This window comes from Streptomyces hoynatensis (assembly GCF_003626535.1).
In the GTDB taxonomy this organism is placed as follows: domain Bacteria; phylum Actinomycetota; class Actinomycetes; order Streptomycetales; family Streptomycetaceae; genus Streptomyces; species Streptomyces hoynatensis.
This window is the reverse complement of record NZ_RBAL01000010.1, coordinates 189,963-207,946: the sequence shown is the minus strand read 5'-3', so window position 1 is coordinate 207,946 and position 17,984 is coordinate 189,963. Positions and strand designations below refer to the sequence as shown.

Here is a 17,984-nt window from a genome sequence, read left to right as displayed (position 1 = left end):
GAATGTGAACGCTTTCACGAATCCCCGGACAAATAATCAGCTTCAGCCAAGCTTGGGGAGGGGATTCGGGCTCTCAAGGGGGCCGAGGTCTGTCTTGGCCGTCCCGATCGCCATGAAGAGGTTCGCAAACCTCGGCTTCGGATACAACCCCTTCCGGAAAGTTTTTTTTGAATCCTTGGTGTCGCCTAGCTCACAGCCCTACTTCCCTGGGGTGGAGTCTGCGCTAAACGTTCGACTGGAAGGAGTTTCGCGCCTTCCGCTCACACAATCACACGCAGTGCATGCCGCACGCCTGTGAAGGAGACGCTCGTACGCAGTCCGAGGTGGTCACCATCAAGCTGAAACGGCAGTGGCGCCTGCGATTGCAAGGTGAAGTGGGTCTCGTCGTGCAGGGACACCACATGCTTGCCGCTCAGCCCGCGCTCCGGCGAGGAACGCAGCAGCTGACCGGTGTGCCTGGTCACGCCGGCCGAGGTCAGCCGCGAGACCGCCACCAGGTCGAGCCCGGTGTCGAACGAGGCGTGAGGGGCGACGTAGATCGGGCGGTTGCCGAGGAAGGTCCACGGAGCCGTGTTGCACACTATCGACACGACCAGCTTGTCCACCGGCTCGTGGTCCTCGCGCAGCAGCGAGATGCTGCCGTCCGTGCGCTGCCGGTCCCCGAGGAAGTGCCGCAGGGCCTGGCGCACGTACAGCGTCGGCGTGGAACGCTTGCCGCGCTCCCGCTGCGACTCCACCCGCCCCACCACGCCGGCGTCGAAGCCGAATCCGGCGCAGAACGTGAACCAGCGGCGCGGGACCTCGGCGTCCGCGGTCCCCGGCGTGCCGGCGGCGATGCCGAGCCCGACGGAGCGCTCGCTGCCCGCCTGCAGCGCCCCCAGCAGCGCCCCGGTGGCCTCCACCGCGTCGTTGGGCAGGCCGAGCGCGCGGGCGAAGACATTGGTCGAACCACCGGGAACGACGGCGAGGCGCGGAAGTTCCCCCGTGTCGGGACCGTGGTGCAGCAGGCCGTTGACGACCTCGTTCACGGTGCCGTCGCCGCCGAGGGCGATCACCACGTCCGCCGTCCCCTGCTCCGCTGCCTGCCGGGCCAGCTCCCGGGCGTGGCCGCGGAACTCGGTCGCGGCGACCTCCAACTTGAGGTCGCTGGCCAGGGCATGGGCGAGAACGTCACGGGTCCGGGCACTTGTGGTGGTGGCGACCGGGTTCACCACGAGAAGTCCGCGCATGCAGTGCAGCGTAACCGGCCGGGACGGCGAGGTTGCTCACGGACGGCTATACCCTGGCCGGGTGAGCGAGAGCAGCACCACGTCGCCAGGACCGGAAGTAGCCGGCCGGCCGCGCAGAGTGAGCGCGGCCGCCCTGATCTGCGCCGCCCAGGGGGCCGTGATCGCCGTGCTGGGTGCGAGCATGCTGGTGCTCGCCGTGGTGGGCGACCCCGACTCCGTCTCGCAGGCGGTCACCGGTGCCCTCACCGTGCTCGCCCTGGCGGCGCTGCCGCTGGCCGCGGGCCACGGCCTGTGGCGGCTGCGGCGCTGGAGCCGCGGGCCCGCCGTCATCGTGCAGCTCATCTCGCTGCCCGTGGCCTGGACGCTGTTCGGCAGCGGGGCGCTGTGGCCGCTGGCCGGGGCGGCGCTCGCGCTCAGCGCCCTCGCGGTGCTCGGCTGCCTGATCAACCCCACGGCCACCGAGGCGCTGGGCGTCGGCCCCCGGGAGGCGTAGCCGCCCACGCGGGGGCGCCCACGCGCGGGCCGGCCGCGGGCCGGGGGCCACTCCCCGGCGGCCGGGCGGCTACTCCTCGACGAGCAGCTTCTCGCGCAGCTGGGCCAGGGTGCGGGCCAGCAGCCGGGAGACGTGCATCTGCGAGATGCCGACCTCCTGCGCGATCTGCGACTGGGTCATGTTCCCGAAGAAGCGGAGCAGGAGGATCTTCTTCTCCCGCGGGGGCAGTTCCTCCAGGAGCGGCTTCAACGACTCGCGGTACTCGACCCCTTCGAGTGCGTCGTCCTCGGCGCCGAGGGTGTCGGCGACGGCGGGCGACTCGTCGTCGGTGTCGGGAACGTCGAGCGAGAGCGTGCTGTAGGCGTTGGCCGACTCCAGGCCCTCCAGCACGTCCTCTTCCGAGATCTTCAGCCGCTCGGCCAGCTCGTGCACCGTCGGGGCGCGCCCGTGCTGCTGGGACAGCTCCGCCGTGGCCTGGCTCAGGGACAGCCGCAGCTCCTGGAGCCGGCGCGGCACCCGGACCGCCCAGCCCTTGTCCCTGAAGTGCCGCTTGATCTCGCCGACCACGGTGGGCGTGGCATAGGTGGAGAACTCCACGCCGCGCTCCGGGTCGAACCGGTCCACCGACTTGATCAGCCCGATGGTGGCGACCTGGGTGAGGTCGTCCAGCGGCTCGCCGCGGTTCCTGAAGCGCCTGGCCAGGTGCTCCACGAGCGGCAGGTGCATGCGCACCAGGCTGTTGCGCAGCTCGGCGCGCTCGGGCGAGCCCTCGGGCAGCTTGCGCAGCTCGATGAACAGGTCGCGAGCCGCGCCGCGGTCCTGCGGATCGGGCAGCGCGCGCCGTTGCACCGGCTGGCCCGGCTCCGGCTGCTCCGGAATGGCCGCGCCCGGCGGCTCCCGCCGCTCGGTGCGCTCCGCCTGGTCCACCTCGTTCACCTCGGCCCCCTCGTCCCGTGGCGGCCCCTGTGCGCCGGTCACGGCGCTCCGGGGGCCGCGCCGCGCTTCTTGTGCAGACTGATGCTGACCGTCTTGTCCTCGCCGACGGACGACTCGACCTCGCCCGCGAGCGCGGTCAGGACCGTCCAGGCGAACGTGTCGCGCTCGGGGGCGTGCCCCTCCGTGGTCGGGGCGGACACCGTCACGCGCAGGGCGTCGCCGACCAGCGTGAAGACGCAGTCGAGCACGCTTCCCGGCTTCGCCTGCTGGAGCAGGATCGCGCAGGCCTCGTCGACGGCGATGCGCAGGTCCTCGATCTCGTCGAGGGTGAAGTCGAGGCGGGCCGCGAGTCCGGCGGTGGCCGTGCGCAGCACCGAAAGATAGGCACCCGCCGCCGGCAGCCGGACTTCCACGAAGTCCTGAGATCCGGGCTCACCTGGGGTTGGGGACACCCTCACCTCCACAGAGACTCACACTGATTGAGCGCTCACCGGCACCGCGGGGATGCCCGGGCTCGCCCTTGGACGCTACCGCGATCCCAAGCCTGCTGTCGCCTGGCCCGGGGGGCGTCCGGCCTTCCGTGACCACCTCGGCGGTATTACTCATCGTAATGCATTCGGTGCGCAGTGTGGCCATTCCGGTGACGTTCAATTCCTCGAATTCTTCCCGGCGTTGCGGGTCCCGCAGCGCCATGATCGTTGATCGTACTGCGACCTGGGGCGCGGGGATGCCGCCTTTTCCGCGCGGGCGCCCGGCGTTCGGCGGCCGCCGTAGGTCGGTGCCCCCGTTCCCCCGGCCCCGGGCTCAGTCCCAGCCGAGGAGCGTGACCCCGGCCTCGCCGGCCAGGCAGCGGTGAATGACGCGGTCGGCGGAGAACACGAGGTTGGCGGGGAGGTCGCCGACGGGGAACCAGCGGACCTCGGAGTGCTTGTGCGGCTCGGCGTTGTGCGCGGTCCCGCTCCAGCGGTGGGTGAGGAAGATGACGGTGAGGAAGCCGTTCGGCGACTCCACGCCGCGGGAGCTGTGCAGCACGTGGGCCAGGCGCAGGTCGGCGGGGTCGGCCACGAGGCCGGTCTCCTCGCGGAGCTCGCGCACCGCGGTGGCCGTCACGGGCTCGCCCGGGTCGCTCTTGCCCACGGGCAGGTCCCACATGCCGCGGCCGAACTTCGCCCGTGGGCCGCGCCTGAGCAGCAGCACCAGGTCCCGCTCCCGGTCGTGCACCACAACGGCCCCGACGAGGAGGGTTATTGAGGCCGTCGCCGGCGGCAGGGCCGCGGGCGGCGGGCCGTCCGCGGCGGCGGGTTCGGGGGAGGCGGATTCCGGGACGGCGGGCGCGGGGGTGGCGGGCTCGGGGGAGGAGAAGGCGGAGGAGAGGGGGGAGGCCATGGCGTGCAGCCTAGGCGCCGCCTCGCGGGGCCGGGTGCGGGGCCGGTGGGCCGCTCCTGCGGGAGCCGGGGCCGGGGTGAGGCGCACAAAAAAAGCCGCCCGTGGCGGCGCGCGGAATTCCCGGCTATATTCGGTTCCTTGATGCTCCTGCCCTTCGGGGGGGGAAGAGCTATCCGAAATCATCATAGCGGATCGAGGGGATCGGTGTCAAGCGGCAGGATGGACGAAGCGCGGCGGTCCGAGCAGCACTACCTGACGCGTCTGTACGGCCGGCTCGACGCGCTGCGCGGCGAGACCCAGGAGCGGCTGGACTCCGTGCTGGCCGCGACCGGCCTTGGCCACCAGGGCCTGGCGGAACGCGATGTCGCCGCCGCGGAGCTGGCGCGGCGGCTGAACCGGCTGGAGTCGGCCGAGACCGGGCTGTGCTTCGGGCGGCTCGACATGCGCGACGAGGAGCGCAGGTACATCGGCAGGATCGGAATCCTCGACGGCTCGGCCGAGTGCGAGCCCCTGCTCATCGACTGGCGCGCCCCCGCCGCCCGTCCCTTCTACGTGGCCACCGCCGTCTCGCACGAGAACGTCAGGCGTCGGCGGCACATCAGGACCCGCGGCCGGCAGGTGATCGGGGTGCAGGACGAGGAGCTGGAGGGCACCGCGGAGATCTCGGGCGACGGCGCCCTGATGGACGCGCTCCTCGACGCGCTCGACGCCGCGCGCACCGGCCGGATGAGCGACATCGTCGCCACCATCCAGGCCGAGCAGGACGAGATCATCCGCTCCCCGCACGCCGGCGTCCTGGTCGTCCAGGGCGGCCCCGGCACCGGGAAGACGGCCGTCGCGCTGCACCGGGCGGCCTACCTGCTCTACACCCACCGCGAACGGCTCGCCAGGAGCGTGGTGCTGGTCATCGGGCCGAGCCCCACCTTCCTGCGCTACATCGGCGACGTCCTGCCCGCGCTCGGCGAGACCAGCGTGCTGACGGCCACGGTGGCCGAACTCTTCCCCGGCGTGCGGGCGGTGGGCGCGGAGCCCTCCGCCACCGCCGAGCTCAAGGGCCGCCCGGTCATGGCCGAGGTGATCGCCGCGGCCGTGGCCGCCCGGCAGGGACCCTCCGGGGAGGAGGGGTTCGAGGTGCCGCACGAGGGCTCCGTGCTCCGCCTCGGCCCCGAGGAGTGCCGGCGGCTGCGGGACACCGCGCGGTCCTGGCGGCTTCCGCACAACGAGGCGCGGCCCCTGGTCCACGAGCTGTTCCTGGACGCGCTGGCCCACCGGCACGCCGAGCGCTACGGCACCGACGTGATCGACGGCAGTTCGCTGCTGACCGAAGCGGACCTGGAAACGATCAGGGCCGAGCTGGACGGCAGCCGCGAAGTGGCCGCCGCGCTGGAGGAGTTCTGGCCCCTCCTGAGCCCGCAGCGGCTGCTCGCCGAGCTGTTCTCCTCGCCCGCGCGGCTGGCCGCCGCCGCCCCCGGGCTCACCCCGGCCGAACGCGCCCTGCTGCTGCGCGGCCCGCACCGCCGCTGGACGCCGGCCGACGTGCCGCTGCTCGACGAGGCCGCGGAACTGCTCGGCTCCGACGACTCGGCCGCGCGCGCCGCGGCGGCGGCCGAGCGGGAGGAGCGGGTGCGCCTCGCGCAGGAGGCCCTGGACGTGGCCCTCGGCTCCCGCGGCACCGACATCGAGGACGACGTGGACCCCGGGGAGGCGGAGGAGCTCTCCCCCTTCGACCTGGTCGACGCCGAGACGCTGGCCGAGCGGCACGAGGAACGCGATCACCGGGAGCAGGCCAGGCGGGCCGCCGCCGACCGCACCTGGGCCTTCGGGCACGTCGTCGTCGACGAGGCGCAGGAGCTCTCCGCGATGGCCTGGCGGCTGGTGATGCGCCGCTGCCCGGCGCGTTCCCTGACGATCGTCGGGGACATCGCGCAGACCGGCGACCCGGGGGGTGCCCCCTCCTGGGAGCGGATGCTCGCCCCGCACGTCGGCCGGCGGTTCCGGCTGGCCGAGCTGAGCGTCAACTACCGCCTGCCGGCCGAGATCGCCGAGGTCGCCGCGCACGTGCTCCGGCGCATCGATCCGGCGCGGACGGCGCCGCGCGCGGTGCGCGCCACCGGCGTGCGCCCGTGGCGGTGCGCCGTCCCGCCCGAGCGGCTGACCGGCGCGGTGGCCGAGTGTGCCGCCCGGGAGTGCGCGGGTCAGGGCGCCGGTCTTGTGGGCGTGATCGCCCCCGCCGCCCGGCTGCCCGAGCTGCGCGCCGCCGTCGCGGACGCGGCCCCGGCCGGGCGGGTCGAGGTGCTCGATCCGCGCACCGCGAAGGGGCTGGAGTACGACGCGGTCCTCGTGGTCGACCCGGACGGCATCGTCGCGGAGTCCCCCAGAGGGCTGAGCGACCTCTACGTCGCGCTCACCCGCGCCACCCAGCGGCTGGGCGTGGTGCACTCCGGGCGGCCGCCGGCGGACCTGCCGCCGCTGCGCCGGGTGGCCGCCGAGGAGCTGCGGGCGGCCGGTCCGCCGGCCTCCGGGCGGGGCTGACCTGGGCCTCCCCGGGTTTGGGCCGGGCGGGAGCGGTAACCCCGCCACCGGAGGTGGTACCGATGACCACGGTGAAGGACATGATGAACACCAGCCCGTCCGACCTGGGCACCATCGACCGGGACGCGCTGGCCCGCTGCATCCAGGAGTGCGACCAGTGCGCGCAGACCTGCACGGCGTGCGCCGACGCCTGTCTGGCCGAGGAACGGGTCGAGGAGCTGCTGGCCTGCATCCGGCTCGACCTGGACTGTGCGGACGTCTGCGACATCACCGGCCGGCTGCTCTCCCGGCTCACCGGCAGCCGGCCGGACATCGCGATCGCCCAGCTCCAGGCGTGCGCCGTGGCGTGCGACGCCTGCGCCACGGAGTGCGAGCAGCACGCCAGGGAGCACGAGCACTGCCGGTTGTGCGCCGAGGCGTGCCGCACCTGTGAGCGCGCCTGCCGTCAGCTGCTGTCCGCCGGGATGTGAGCCCGGCGCGCGGCTCAGGCGGCCGGGGCGGGGCCGGCCGCCGGGGCGGCGGCCCGCGGGGCGCGCCCCGCGGCGTGCCGGGCCGCGGCCACGGCCAGGGCCCGGATGATCGGATGGGGAACGCGGCCGTCCCCCGCGAGCTCCGGCTGGAAGAGCGTGGCCAGGAAGAAGGGATGGCCAGGCAGTTCGGCCATCCGGGGCGTGCCCTCCGGATCGCTGCCGGTGAACCGCAGGCCGTGCGCGCGCAGCGCGGCGAGGTAGCGCGGCGCCACCGAGCCGTAGGCGCAGTGGAAGCGCTCGACGGAGCGCCTGGTGCCCAGCACGCGCTCCGCCAGTGAGCCGGGCTCCACCAGAATCTCCCCCTCGCGCCCCACCAGGGAGCAGGCCAGCGGGCCGATCATCGGCTCTTCCCGGCCCGGCTCGTTCTCGCCGTGCCTGGCCTCGGCGAGGCCGCAGACGGTGCGGGCGTATTCGAGCAGCATGTGCTGGAAACCGCCGCAGGTGCCGAGGAACGGGATGCCGCGCTCGCGCGCCGTGCGGACCGCGGCCAGCGCCCCCGCCTCGCTCTGGTAGGGGCTGCCAGGCAGCAGCCACACGGCGTCGAAGCCGGCGACGGACCCCTCGCCGGCCCCCTCCGCCCCGGGCGCGAGGTCGGCCGTCGGCACCCAGTAGGCGTCCACGGGCAGCCGCTCCCGCTCGGCGAGCGCGGCGAGCAGGCCGGGCACCCGGGCGTGCGACATGACGTGCGGCGAGCGGTCGCCCACCAGCGCGAGCCGCGGCACGGTCCACCCGTCCCCGGAGGCGGGGGAGGGGAGGGCCGCCGGGCTGGGGTGGATGGGGGAAACGGGCCCGGAGTGGGTGGGTGCCGTCGCGTCGGGGCGGAAGGGGGAGAGCGGGCCGGGCTGGATGGGGGTGGCGGGATTCATGTCGGCCATGCTGGACCCGGGGGCGCGATCAGCGCCAACGATGATTACCCGGCCTCGGATCAGGATCGCTTATCTTCCCTGCATACTGGCCGACGTGGACCCGCACCTGCTGCGCACCTTCGTGTCCGTCGCCCGCCTGGGCTCCTTCTCGGCGGCCGCGGCCGAGCTCGGCTACACCCAGTCCGCGGTCTCCCAGCACGTCGCCGCCCTGGAGCAGGACCTCGGGGCGCGCCTGCTCACCCGCCGGCCGGTCGCCCCCACCCCCGCCGGGGCCCGGCTGCTCGAACACGCGGGCCCGCTGCTCGTCCGGCTCGCCGCCGCCCGCGCCGACGTGGCCCGGCTGGTGTCCGCCCCGGCGGGCAGGCTCGCGGTCGGGCTCGCCCCGCTGACCGCGCAGGCCGCGGCCCCGGGGGCCGCCCTCGCCGCGGCCTGCCGCGCCCACCCGGGCGTGGAGGTGACCGTCGAGGTGCGGCCGGCCGCCCGGCTGCCGGCCGCGGTGGCCACCGGGGAGCTGGACCTGGCGCTGGTCGAGGGCTTCGCCGCGCCGACCGACCCGCTGCGCCTGCCCGACGTGGGCCCGCTGCGCTCCGTGCAGGTGGGGGAGGAGCCGCTCGCCGTGCTGCTGCCCGAAGGGCACCCCCTGGCCGGACGCCCCCGGCTGCGGCTGGCGGACCTGGCCGGGGCCCGCTGGCTGGACGCCCCCGACGCCGGGGTGGCCCTCGACCGGCTGCGCGCCGCCGCGGGGACCGGAGGCTTCAGGACCGGCCTGCGGTACGCGGGCAGCGACCCGGGCGGGCTGCTCCCGCTGGCCGCGGCGGGCCTGGGCCTGGCGCTCCTGCCGCGCTCCCGCGCCGCGGCGGGCGCGTCCCTCGGCCTGCGCGCCGTTCCGCTGTCCGAGCCCCGGCTGGTCCACCGCACCGAGCTGCTGCACCCGGCCCGGCTCACCCCGCCGGGCGGCACGCTGCGGGACCACCTGCTGCGCGCCCGGGGCGCGCCGTCGCCCCCGGCGCCCTCGCCCGCCCCCTGAACGGCCGCTGAGCCCTCACGGCCGCTGCGCGCGAGCGGGCGCACGGCCGGGAAGCGGGGCGCGCAAAAGATCGGGGCGCCCGTCGCGTCATGCGGACGGGCGCCCCGAACGGTCTGCTGGGCGATGCCTTCCCGGGGTGCCGGGAGGGCGGGGTCATGCCTTCTTGGTCTCCCAGAAGATCTTGTCGATCTGGGCGATGTAGTCGAGGGCCTTCTGGCCGGTGGCCGGGTCGGTCGAGCCCTTGGCGGCGCTGAGGGCCTTCAGGGTGTCGTTGACGAGCTGGTGCAGCTCCGGGTACTTCTCGAAGTGCGGAGGCTTGAAGTAGTCGCTCCACAGCACCGACACGTGGTGCTTGGCCAGCTCGGCCCGCTCCTCCTTGATGGTGGTGGCCCGGGCGCGGAAGTGCGGGTCCTCGTTGGCCTGGTACTTCTCCTGGATGGCCTTGACGGACTCGGCCTCGATCCTGGCCTGAGCGGGGTCGTAGACGCCGCACGGGAGGTCGCAGTGGGCGCTGACCTTCACCTTCGGGGCGAACAGGCGGGAAAGCATGAATGCTGTCCTTCCTCGTGATCGTCTTCTCTCAGGCGACACTACTCCGTGGCAGCGAGGTTTTCTCGGCGTACCCCGGAGTGATCGGCGGGCTTAGGCCGAAAGTCCGGTGCTTGACTGGTCCCGGCGGCGGAGCGCGGCCGGGCGGGGCCGCGCGAGGGGCCGGCCGGGGGGACGGCGCCGCGGGTCCCGCGGGACCCGCGGGAAGATGGCACGAGGAGACGGGACCCGCGGGAAGATGGCACGAGGAGAGGGGCGCACGATGAAGCTGGGGCTCGCCGAGGTGTACAACCCCTCCATGCTGCCCACCCTGCGGCCCGGGGACCACCTGCTGCTCGGCTACGGGGCCAGGGTGCGGCCCGGGGACGTGCTGGTGGTGCGTCACCCCTTCCAGCACGACCTGCTGATCGTCAAGCGCGCCGCGGCGCGGCGCGAGGGCGGCTGGTGGGTGCTCGGGGACAACCCCCGAGTCACCAACGACAGCCGCGAGTTCGGGGTCGTGCCCGACGGTCTCGTGGTGGCCAGGGCGATGCTGCGGCTGCGCCCGCCGCGGCGTACCCCTCAGCGCTCGGCGCTGCTGGCCCTGCTCTCCTGGCTGCCCTCGTCCGTCAGGCCGCTGAGGGCGCGTTCGCGGCGCTTGCGGGCGCGGTAGGCGGCGACGTTCGCGCGGGTCGCGCAGCGGTCGGAGCAGTAGCGCCGGGAGCGGTTGGTCGAGGTGTCGAGGTAGGCGTTGCGGCACGGGTCGGCCTCGCAGATGCCGAGGCGGTCGACCCCCAGGTCGGTGAGCAGGAAGGCCAGGCCCATGCAGGCGATCGCGGCGTAGCCCGCGGTGGCGTTCGAGGGGTGCTCGGCCAGGTGGAGGTGCCAGTTCGGGCGGCCCGAGGAGTCCAGCTCGGTGTGGCCGGAGATCTGCGGGCTCGCCGGGTATTCGAGCAGCAGCGAGTTGAGCAGGTCCACCGCCCGCACCTCGTCGCCCTCGGCGGCCGCGGTGAAGACGGCGCGCAGCCGGGACCTGACGCCGCGCAGCCGCGTCACGTCGGCCTCCGCCACCCGCCGGGCGGCGTGCCGCGCCGCGCCGAACAGCTCCCGCACGGTGTCCACCGAGGTCAGCCGGTCGGTGCCGCGGAGCGGCTCCTCGGTGTTCACGAGGCGCACGGCGAAGTCTGAGTAATAGGTCAGTTCCAATTGTGTTCCTTACCGAGGTCGCCTATAGTCCCTACGGTACTAGTAAGGGCTGTATACGGGCTGCACCTATTACAGGGTGCCGGGCGGGAGGAGAGAGGCGTGGCCGACTGGCAGACGTGGCAGGACAGTTGGGACCGCCAGCAGGAGTGGCACCTGGCGGATCGGGAGGAGCGGTTCCGGGTGATGCTGGACGCCGTGGAGGCGCTGGTGGGCGACCGGCCGCGGGTCCTCGACCTGGCCTGCGGGACCGGCAGCATCACGCTGCGCCTGCTGCGCCGCTTCCCCGGCGCGGTCAGCACCGGCGTGGACCTCGACCCGGCGCTGCTCACCATCGCCCGCGGGTACTTCGCGGGGGAGGACCGGGTGGAGTTCGTCACCGCCGACCTCACCGACCCCGGCTGGCGGGACGCGCTGCCGCACGGCTCCTACGACGCGGTGCTCACGGCCACGGCCCTGCACTGGCTGCGGACCGAGCCGCTGCGGAGCCTGTACGGGGACCTGGCGAAACTGCTGCGGCCCGGCGGGGTCTTCCTGAACGCCGACCACATGCCCGACCCCTCGATCCCGCGGATCAACGCGGCGGAACGCGCCTTCACCGCGGCGCGGCAGGAGCGGGAGCGGGCGGCGGGCGCGCAGGACTGGGCCGCGTGGTGGAAGGCGGCGGCGGAGTCCCCCGAGCTGGCCGAGGCGACGGCGGAGCGGTTCGGGATCTACGGCGACCCGGCCGGCGGGGACCACTCGGAGGGCGAGTCCCACCCGGCCGCCTGGCACCTGGCGGCCCTGCGGGAGGCCGGGTTCGCCGAGGCGGGCGTGGCCTGGGCCTCGCTGACGGACGCGATGGTGCTGGCGCTGCGGTAGCCGGGCGGCGCGGGGCCGGGCGCGGCCCCGCGCGGGGCCCGGGAACGCGGCGCGCCCCCGGGACGGTGCCCGGGGGCGCGCACGCGGGGCGCGTCGGCGCGCGTCAGGGGGTGACGCCCTCGGCGCGGGCCTGGGAGGCGACCGCCTCGGCGACGGCCGGGGCCACGCGGGGGTCGAAGGGGGAGGGGATCACGCGGTCGGGGGCGAGTTCGTCCTCGACCACCGCGGCCAGCGCCTCGGCTGCGGCCAGCTTCATGCCCTCGGTGATCTTCAAGGCGCGCACCCGCAGCGCCCCCGCGAAGATGCCGGGGAAGGCGAGCACGTTGTTGATCTGGTTGGGGTAGTCGCTGCGCCCGGTGGCCACCACGGAGGCATAGCGGGCCGCCACGTCGGGGTGGATCTCGGGGTCGGGGTTGGCCATGGCGAAGACGAACGCCCCCGGCGCCATCCGCGCCACCGCGGGCTCGGGCACCGTGCCGCCGCTGACGCCGACGAACACGTCCGCGCCCTCCAGGGCGGAGGCCAGCGAGCCGCTGCGGCCGTCCCGGTTGGTCAGGCCGGCGATCTCCCGCTTCACCTCGGTGAGGTCGCCGCGGTCGGCCGAGACGACGCCCTTGCGGTCGCAGACCACCACGTCGCCGGCGCCGGCGCCCAGGAGGATCTTCGCGATGGCCACCCCGGCCGCGCCCGCGCCCGAGATCACCACCCGCAGCTCGCCGAGCTTGCGCCCGGTCAGCGTCGCCGCGTTCCGCAGCGCCGCCAGCGTCACCACGGCCGTGCCGTGCTGGTCGTCGTGGAAGACCGGGATGTCGAGGCGCTCGCGCAGCTTCCGTTCGATCTCGAAGCAGCGCGGCGCCGAGATGTCCTCCAGGTTGATGCCGCCGAAGGAGGGGGCGAGGCGGGCGACCGTCTCGACGATCTCGTCGGTGTCCCGGCAGTCGAGCGCCACCGGCACCGCGTCCACCCCGCCGAACTGCTTGAAGAGGATCGCCTTGCCCTCCATCACCGGCAGCGAGGCCTCGGGCCCGATGTCCCCGAGGCCCAGGACCGCGCTCCCGTCCGTGACCACGGCCACGACCTGGGACTTCCAGGTGTACTCGTGCACCAGCTCGGGCCGCTCGGCGATCGCGGCGCAGACCCGGGCGACGCCGGGCGTGTAGGCCAGGGACAGGTCGTCTCTGTCGCGCACCGGCACCGTCGCCTGCACGGCCATCTTGCCGCCCCGGTGCAGGGCGAACGCCGGGTCGAGCCCCGGCTCCTCGTCCGCCAGGTCGCTTCGTGGATTGACGATCTCCGATGCCACTGTGGTTGACCCCTTTGTCTGCGAGTTTCCTTGCCACTGACTGCCATCAACTGCCATCAGCGCTGGCCGCAATCCCGGTGGGGGGCGGCGGCGGGCGGGCACTCGTCCGCGAGGGTGAGCAGCGGACGCCGGACGCGCCGCACAAGCGCCCGGGTCCCCGGATGAGGGGTGTAACGGTCGGTTCTACCCGATGGGACACCCGGGGCACGAACCGTGCCCCGCAACGGGCGCGGCCCGTCTGCCGTCCCGGGCTCTCACAGCCTGCCCGGTCCGGCTAAAGCGCCGCTATTCGGGACGCAAAAGCCTCGCTGGAGCGTGACGGATCTCTCATGAGGGCCAACCCTCGGGCGGAAGAGGGCACTTTGGGGCAGCCGGTCATCGGTGCGCGGTGTCCGTTATCCGATATTGACGTTCGAGTAGGCCGAACAGGGCGGTCCTGATGGCAGGATGCCCTGCGTTGACCTTCCGCGTTGACGAAGTCGACGGCGTCGGCGATGGTCGCGAGGTCCGCGACAGCCAGGACATCCGGGATGGGTGGGATGTCCGGGGCTTTCCGGGCGTTCGCGACATCGAGGACGCCCGCGACGTCGGCGCACCTGGCGAAGCCGTCGCGCTCGAAGACGTGTGCCCGGCCCCTGGACACTCCACGACCCCCGGAGGACCACGCGATGACCCTGCCCAGCCCCAGAAGTTCCCGCCGCCGCGCCGCGGTGGGCGCGCTTTTCGCCGCCGGCGCGTTGCTGCTGAGCGCCTGCGGCGACCAGACCGACGACGCGGGTGACGGCGGCGGGGACCAGGCGGACGGTTCCTCCCAGTCCTCGCAGTCCTCCGAGGCGCCGCTCTTCGACCTGCTGCCCGAGGACATCCAGCAGGCCGGGGAGATCAAGGTCGGCTCCGACATCGCCTATCCCCCCATCGAGTACCTGGACGAGAACGACGAGGTCACCGGCATCGACCCGGACATCGCCGCCGCGCTCGGCGAGGTGCTCGGCGTGGACTTCACCTTCGAGAACGGCACCTTCGACGGCCTGGTCCTCGGCATGAACAACGGCCGCCACGACGTGATCATGTCGGCGATGACCGACACCCAGGAGCGCCAGGAGGGTGCGTCGGACGACGCCGAGGGCGGCGCCGACTTCGTCGACTACTTCCGCGCCGGCTCGGCGATCCTGGTGGCCGCGGGCAACCCCGAGGGCATCCAGGGCCCGGCCGACCTGTGCGGCCTGACCGTCGCCGCCCAGCAGGGCACCGCGAACGAGCAGGTCATCGAGGACGCGCAGGCGGACTGCGACGAGCCGATCGACGCGGTGATCAACGAGGTCGACACCGACTCGATCACCGCCCTCCAGAGCGGCAGGGCCCAGGCCGTGATCACCGACTTCCCGGTCGCCCTGTACAACCAGGAGACGGCCGGCGGCGGCGACCTGTTCGAGGTGGTCGGGGACCAGATCAACGCGGCGCCCTACGGCATCGCCGTCCCCAAGGACAACACCCAGCTGCGCGACGCCCTCCAGGCGGCCCTCCAGCAGATCATCGACGACGGCACCTACGCCGAGATCCTGGAGCAGTGGGACGCGCAGAGCGGTGCCATCGACGAGGCAACCGTCAACGCGGGCTGAGCGGAGGCCGACGTGCCCGATCTCCACAAGGACGCCCCCGCCTCGCCGACGGGTCCGGGGCGGGCCGAGACCGGCCCGCCGCCCGAGGCGATCAGGGCCGTTCCCGTCCGGCACTACGGCCGCTGGGCGGGGGCCGTCGTGGTCCTCGTCCTGCTCGGGCTGCTGGTCTGGGCGTTCGTCAACGCGGACATCCACTGGGACGTGGTCGGCGACCAGCTGACGTACCACACCATCGTCGAGGGCGCGGGCAAGACCCTGTGGATCTCCGTGCTCTCGATGCTGCTCGGCGTGGTCCTCGGCCTGGTGCTCGCCGTGATGCGGCTCTCGCGCAACCCGGTGCTGACCAGCGTGTCCTGGGCCTACATCTGGTTCTTCCGCGGCACGCCCGTGCTGGTGCAGCTGTTCCTGTGGTACTACCTGTCCTTCGTCTTCGACACGGTGAACCTCGGGTTCTACAAGGACGAGATGAACGACGTGATGACGCCGTTCCTCGCCGCGCTGCTCGGCCTCGGGCTCAACGAGGCGGCCTACATGGCGGAGATCGCCAGGGCCGGCATCCTGTCCGTCGACCCGGGCCAGACGGAGGCCGCCCACGCCCTGGGCATGAGCGGCGCGAAGACGATGCGGCGGATCGTGCTGCCCCAGGCGATGCGGGTGATCATCCCGCCGACGGGCAACGAGTTCGTCAACATGCTGAAGACCTCCTCGCTCGCCTACGCGATCCAGTTCGAGGAGTTGTTCCGCGCCGGGGAGACGATCAGCTCGCGGAACCTGGCGGTCATGGAGATGCTGATGGTGGTGTCCGTCTGGTACCTGGCGCTGACCACCCTCTTCAGCATCGCCCAGTTCTACCTGGAGCGGCGCTTCGCGCGCGGTTCGCACCGGCAGCTGCCGCCCACGCCCCTCCAGCGGCTGCGGTCGCACCTGGGGTCGTTCCGCACGCCGAGCCGGGTGGGGAAGGTGACGATATGAGCGCCGAGCCGATGGTGCGGGCCGAGCGGGTCCACAAGTCGTTCGGGGCCGTCGAGGTGCTGCGCGGCATCGACCTGGAGGTGCGCAGCGGGGAGGTGGCCTGCGTCATCGGGCCCTCGGGCTCGGGCAAGTCCACGTTCCTGCGCTGCATCAACCACCTGGAGAAGATCAGCGCCGGGCGCCTGTACGTGGACGGCGAGCTGGTCGGCTACCGGCAGCGGGGCAACCGGCTGTACGAGATGCGCGAGCGCGAGGTGGCGGCCCAGCGCCGCGACATCGGCATGGTCTTCCAGCGCTTCAACCTGTTCCCGCACATGACGGCCGCCGAGAACGTCATGGAGGCGCCGGTGCAGGTCAAGGGCCTGCGGAAGGCGGCGGCCCGGGAGCGCGCGGCCGAACTCCTGGCCAGGGTCGGCCTCCAGGGCCGGATGGACGCCTACCCGGCCCAGCTCTCCGGCGGGCAGCAGCAGCGCGTGGCCATCGCCAGGGCGCTGGCGATGGACCCCAAGCTCATGCTGTTCGACGAGCCGACCTCCGCCCTGGACCCCGAGCTGGTGGGGGAGGTGCTCGACGTGATGCGGCGGCTGGCCGAGGAGGGCATGACGATGATCGTCGTCACGCACGAGATGGGCTTCGCGCGCGAGGTCGGCGACTCCCTGGTCTTCATGGACGAGGGCGTCGTGGTGGAGTCGGGCCGCCCCAGGGACGTGCTCACCGACCCGCGGCACGACCGCACCCGGACGTTCCTGTCCAAGGTGCTGTGAGCGCGGGGCGCCGGCGGGGCCCCGTGGGCAACGCGCCGTGGGCAACGGGCGCTGAGCAACGGGCCCCGGGCGAAGGTGCCGTGGGGCAGGTGCCGTGAGCGCCCCGGGGGAGCCGGGTGCGGCGATCCGCCGGGGCGCTCGGCTCAGCGGCGGGCCCAGGTCTCCAGTGGCGGGCTGCCGTCGGCCGGGGTGAGCTGCCCGGCCTTGCTCCAGCCCCAGGACTGCAAGGCCGCCAGCGCCGCCGCGTTCCCCGGCTCGACCAGGGCGAGGCTCAGCGGCGCGCGGCTGCGGGACAGCAGCTCCCGGTGCAGCCTGGTGCCCAGCTGCCCGCGCCGCCGCTGCGGCAGCACCACCACCCCGGCCAGGACGAACACCTGGCGGCTCTGGGTGAGTTCGTCGATCTCCGCGGGCACGTCCAGGAAGGACTGCCACCAGCGGCTGCCGCGGTCGGCGCGGAAGCCCCAGGCGCAGCCGACCGGCCCCGGATCGCCGGCGAGCACCAGATCGAAATCGGGCTGCTGGATGTCGTGATCGGTGAACCGGCGCACGAACTCGGCGCGTTCCAGCGGACGCGCGCCTGGCGCGTCGCGGTGCGCCGCGGCGTACAGATCCCCGATCCCCTCCCGTTCGGACTCGGCCTGCCACCTGCTCAGCCGTCGCAAGAACACCGTGCCCATGTCAACCTCCCCGCGACTCCTCATCCTGTCACTTCGGGGTCGCTTCTGGAATGGAGGGACCGCCTGCGGCTAGCGTGAGCCCATGTTTGCTGCCTACGCCGCGCGTTGTGACCCGGAGCATCCGCTGAACGGACTGGAGCTGGGCGACCGGCCCGAGCCCCAGGCGCCGCCGCACTGGACGGTGGTCGAGGTGAAGGCGGCCTCGCTCAACCACCACGACCTGTGGTCGCTGCGCGGGGTCGGCCTGCGCGAGGAGGCGCTGCCGATGATCCTCGGCTGCGACGCCGCCGGCGTGGACGAGGACGGCAACGAGGTCGTGCTGCACTCGGTCATCGGCGCCACGGGCCACGGGGTGGGCCCCGAGGAGCGGCGCACCCTGCTGACCGAGAAGTACCAGGGCACCTTCGCCGAGCGGGTGGCCGTGCCGCGGTGGAACCTGCTGCCCAAGCCCGCCGCGCTCTCCTTCGAGGAGGCGGCCTGCCTGCCCACCGCCTGGCTGACCGCGTACCGGATGCTGTTCACCAACGCCGCGGTGCGGCCGGGGGACAGCGTGCTGGTGCAGGGGGCGGGCGGCGGCGTCGCGACCGCGGCCATCGTGCTCGGCGCGGCGGCCGGGCTGCGCGTCTTCGTCACCAGCCGGGACGAGGCCAAGCGCAAGCGGGCCCTGGAGCTGGGCGCCGAGGGCGCGTTCGAGGCCGGGGCGCGGCTGCCGCACCGGATGGACGCGGTGCTGGAGACGGTGGGCGCGGCCACCTGGCAGCACTCGGTGCGCTCCCTGCGGCCCGGCGGCACCCTGGTGATCTCCGGGGCCACCTCGGGGCAGGCGCCGCCCTCCGCCGAGCTGAACCGGATCTTCTTCCTCGAACTGCGGGTCGTCGGCTCCACGATGGGCAGCAAGGAGGAGCTCTCCTCGCTGATCGACTTCTGCGTGGCCAAGGGGATTCGGCCCGTCATCGACACCGTGCTGCCGCTGGCCGAGGCGCGCGAGGGCTTCGCCAGGCTGGCCCGCGGCGAGCTCTTCGGGAAGATCGTGCTCACCGTCTGAGAGCGCGGCCGCC

At 73.6% G+C, this 17,984-nt stretch carries 19 protein-coding genes; 10 read left to right on the top strand and 9 right to left on the bottom strand.

Annotated elements, in window-relative coordinates; all coding sequences use genetic code 11:
• Positions 1-260 precede the first annotated feature (260 nt).
• A complete protein-coding gene (locus tag D7294_RS18755) occupies positions 261-1,229 on the bottom strand; it encodes a diacylglycerol/lipid kinase family protein (protein WP_120681217.1) in 969 nt (322 codons plus the stop codon).
• A 61-nt stretch (positions 1,230-1,290) separates the two neighbouring features.
• Here D7294_RS18755 and D7294_RS18750 point away from each other — a divergent pair, with 61 nt between their 5' ends.
• Positions 1,291-1,722 carry a hypothetical protein gene (locus D7294_RS18750; protein ID WP_120681215.1) on the top strand — a complete coding sequence of 144 codons (432 nt, stop codon included), beginning with the start codon at positions 1,291-1,293 and terminating at the stop codon, positions 1,720-1,722.
• 69 nt (positions 1,723-1,791) lie between these two features.
• On the opposite strand, the gene D7294_RS18745 is transcribed toward D7294_RS18750, so the two are convergent.
• The 3 genes from D7294_RS18745 to D7294_RS18735 form a co-directional block, all read right to left on the bottom strand.
• Positions 1,792-2,700 carry an RNA polymerase sigma factor SigF gene (locus D7294_RS18745; RefSeq protein ID WP_422070717.1) on the bottom strand — a complete coding sequence of 303 codons (909 nt, stop codon included), beginning with the start codon at positions 2,698-2,700 and terminating at the stop codon, positions 1,792-1,794.
• Positions 2,697-3,110 (bottom strand): ATP-binding protein, encoded by a 414-nt coding sequence (locus D7294_RS18740; RefSeq protein ID WP_120681211.1) that lies wholly within the window; start codon positions 3,108-3,110, stop codon positions 2,697-2,699. Before D7294_RS18740 ends, D7294_RS18745 begins: the two co-directional genes overlap by 4 nt.
• A 352-nt stretch (positions 3,111-3,462) precedes the next feature.
• Positions 3,463-4,044, bottom strand: coding sequence for an NUDIX domain-containing protein (locus D7294_RS18735; RefSeq protein ID WP_120681209.1), 582 nt, complete (start codon positions 4,042-4,044; stop codon positions 3,463-3,465).
• Between the two features lie 219 nt (positions 4,045-4,263).
• Between D7294_RS18735 and D7294_RS18730 the strand changes: the two genes are divergently transcribed.
• Both D7294_RS18730 and D7294_RS18725 read left to right on the top strand, forming a co-directional pair.
• Complete coding sequence (locus D7294_RS18730; RefSeq protein WP_120681207.1) at positions 4,264-6,576, top strand: HelD family protein; 2,313 nt, start codon at positions 4,264-4,266, stop codon at positions 6,574-6,576.
• 62 nt (positions 6,577-6,638) lie between these two features.
• Positions 6,639-7,046 (top strand): four-helix bundle copper-binding protein, encoded by a 408-nt coding sequence (locus D7294_RS18725; RefSeq protein WP_120681205.1) that lies wholly within the window; start codon positions 6,639-6,641, stop codon positions 7,044-7,046.
• A 14-nt stretch (positions 7,047-7,060) separates the two neighbouring features.
• On the opposite strand, the gene D7294_RS18720 is transcribed toward D7294_RS18725, so the two are convergent.
• The gene (locus tag D7294_RS18720) at positions 7,061-7,972 is read right to left on the bottom strand and encodes a CTP synthase C-terminal region-related (seleno)protein (protein ID WP_120681327.1); all 912 of its coding nucleotides are present in this window, start codon (positions 7,970-7,972) and stop codon (positions 7,061-7,063) included.
• Positions 7,973-8,066: 94 nt separating this feature from the next.
• Between D7294_RS18720 and D7294_RS18715 the strand changes: the two genes are divergently transcribed.
• Positions 8,067-8,999: a LysR family transcriptional regulator gene (locus D7294_RS18715; protein ID WP_277751105.1), complete on the top strand. Its 933-nt coding sequence runs from the start codon at positions 8,067-8,069 to the stop codon at positions 8,997-8,999.
• Positions 9,000-9,152: 153 nt separating this feature from the next.
• On the opposite strand, the gene sodN is transcribed toward D7294_RS18715, so the two are convergent.
• The gene (gene sodN, locus D7294_RS18710) at positions 9,153-9,548 is read right to left on the bottom strand and encodes a superoxide dismutase, Ni (RefSeq protein WP_120681201.1); all 396 of its coding nucleotides are present in this window, start codon (positions 9,546-9,548) and stop codon (positions 9,153-9,155) included.
• A 238-nt stretch (positions 9,549-9,786) separates the two neighbouring features.
• On the opposite strand from sodN, the gene sodX reads away from it, so the two are divergent.
• A complete protein-coding gene (gene sodX, locus D7294_RS18705) occupies positions 9,787-10,200 on the top strand; it encodes a nickel-type superoxide dismutase maturation protease (protein ID WP_241562460.1) in 414 nt (137 codons plus the stop codon).
• Here sodX and D7294_RS18700 read toward each other — a convergent pair.
• A complete protein-coding gene (locus D7294_RS18700) occupies positions 10,110-10,733 on the bottom strand; it encodes a CGNR zinc finger domain-containing protein (RefSeq protein WP_120681197.1) in 624 nt (207 codons plus the stop codon). The genes sodX and D7294_RS18700 overlap by 91 nt on opposite strands.
• Before the next feature lie 99 nt (positions 10,734-10,832).
• On the opposite strand from D7294_RS18700, the gene D7294_RS18695 reads away from it, so the two are divergent.
• Positions 10,833-11,591 carry a class I SAM-dependent methyltransferase gene (locus D7294_RS18695; protein WP_120681195.1) on the top strand — a complete coding sequence of 253 codons (759 nt, stop codon included), beginning with the start codon at positions 10,833-10,835 and terminating at the stop codon, positions 11,589-11,591.
• Between the two features lie 103 nt (positions 11,592-11,694).
• Here D7294_RS18695 and D7294_RS18690 read toward each other — a convergent pair whose 3' ends face one another.
• Positions 11,695-12,894 (bottom strand): NAD(P)-dependent malic enzyme, encoded by a 1,200-nt coding sequence (locus D7294_RS18690; RefSeq protein WP_120681193.1) that lies wholly within the window; start codon positions 12,892-12,894, stop codon positions 11,695-11,697.
• Positions 12,895-13,562: 668 nt separating this feature from the next.
• On the opposite strand from D7294_RS18690, the gene D7294_RS18685 reads away from it, so the two are divergent.
• From D7294_RS18685 to D7294_RS18675, 3 genes are read left to right on the top strand one after another with little or no spacing between them, the layout of a single operon-like run.
• Positions 13,563-14,513 carry an ABC transporter substrate-binding protein gene (locus D7294_RS18685; RefSeq protein ID WP_120681191.1) on the top strand — a complete coding sequence of 317 codons (951 nt, stop codon included), beginning with the start codon at positions 13,563-13,565 and terminating at the stop codon, positions 14,511-14,513.
• A 12-nt stretch (positions 14,514-14,525) separates the two neighbouring features.
• Positions 14,526-15,485, top strand: a complete 960-nt coding sequence (locus D7294_RS18680) for an amino acid ABC transporter permease (protein WP_120681189.1) — start codon at positions 14,526-14,528, stop codon at positions 15,483-15,485.
• A complete protein-coding gene (locus tag D7294_RS18675) occupies positions 15,482-16,249 on the top strand; it encodes an amino acid ABC transporter ATP-binding protein (RefSeq protein ID WP_120681187.1) in 768 nt (255 codons plus the stop codon). The genes D7294_RS18680 and D7294_RS18675 overlap by 4 nt, the downstream gene beginning before the upstream one ends.
• A 143-nt stretch (positions 16,250-16,392) precedes the next feature.
• Here the strand turns inward: D7294_RS18675 and D7294_RS18670 are convergent, their stop codons facing one another.
• Complete coding sequence (locus tag D7294_RS18670) at positions 16,393-16,926, bottom strand: GNAT family N-acetyltransferase (RefSeq protein ID WP_158674652.1); 534 nt, start codon at positions 16,924-16,926, stop codon at positions 16,393-16,395.
• Between the two features lie 82 nt (positions 16,927-17,008).
• Here D7294_RS18670 and D7294_RS18665 point away from each other — a divergent pair, with 82 nt between their 5' ends.
• A complete protein-coding gene (locus D7294_RS18665) occupies positions 17,009-17,971 on the top strand; it encodes a zinc-binding dehydrogenase (RefSeq protein WP_120681183.1) in 963 nt (320 codons plus the stop codon).
• Positions 17,972-17,984 lie beyond the last annotated feature (13 nt).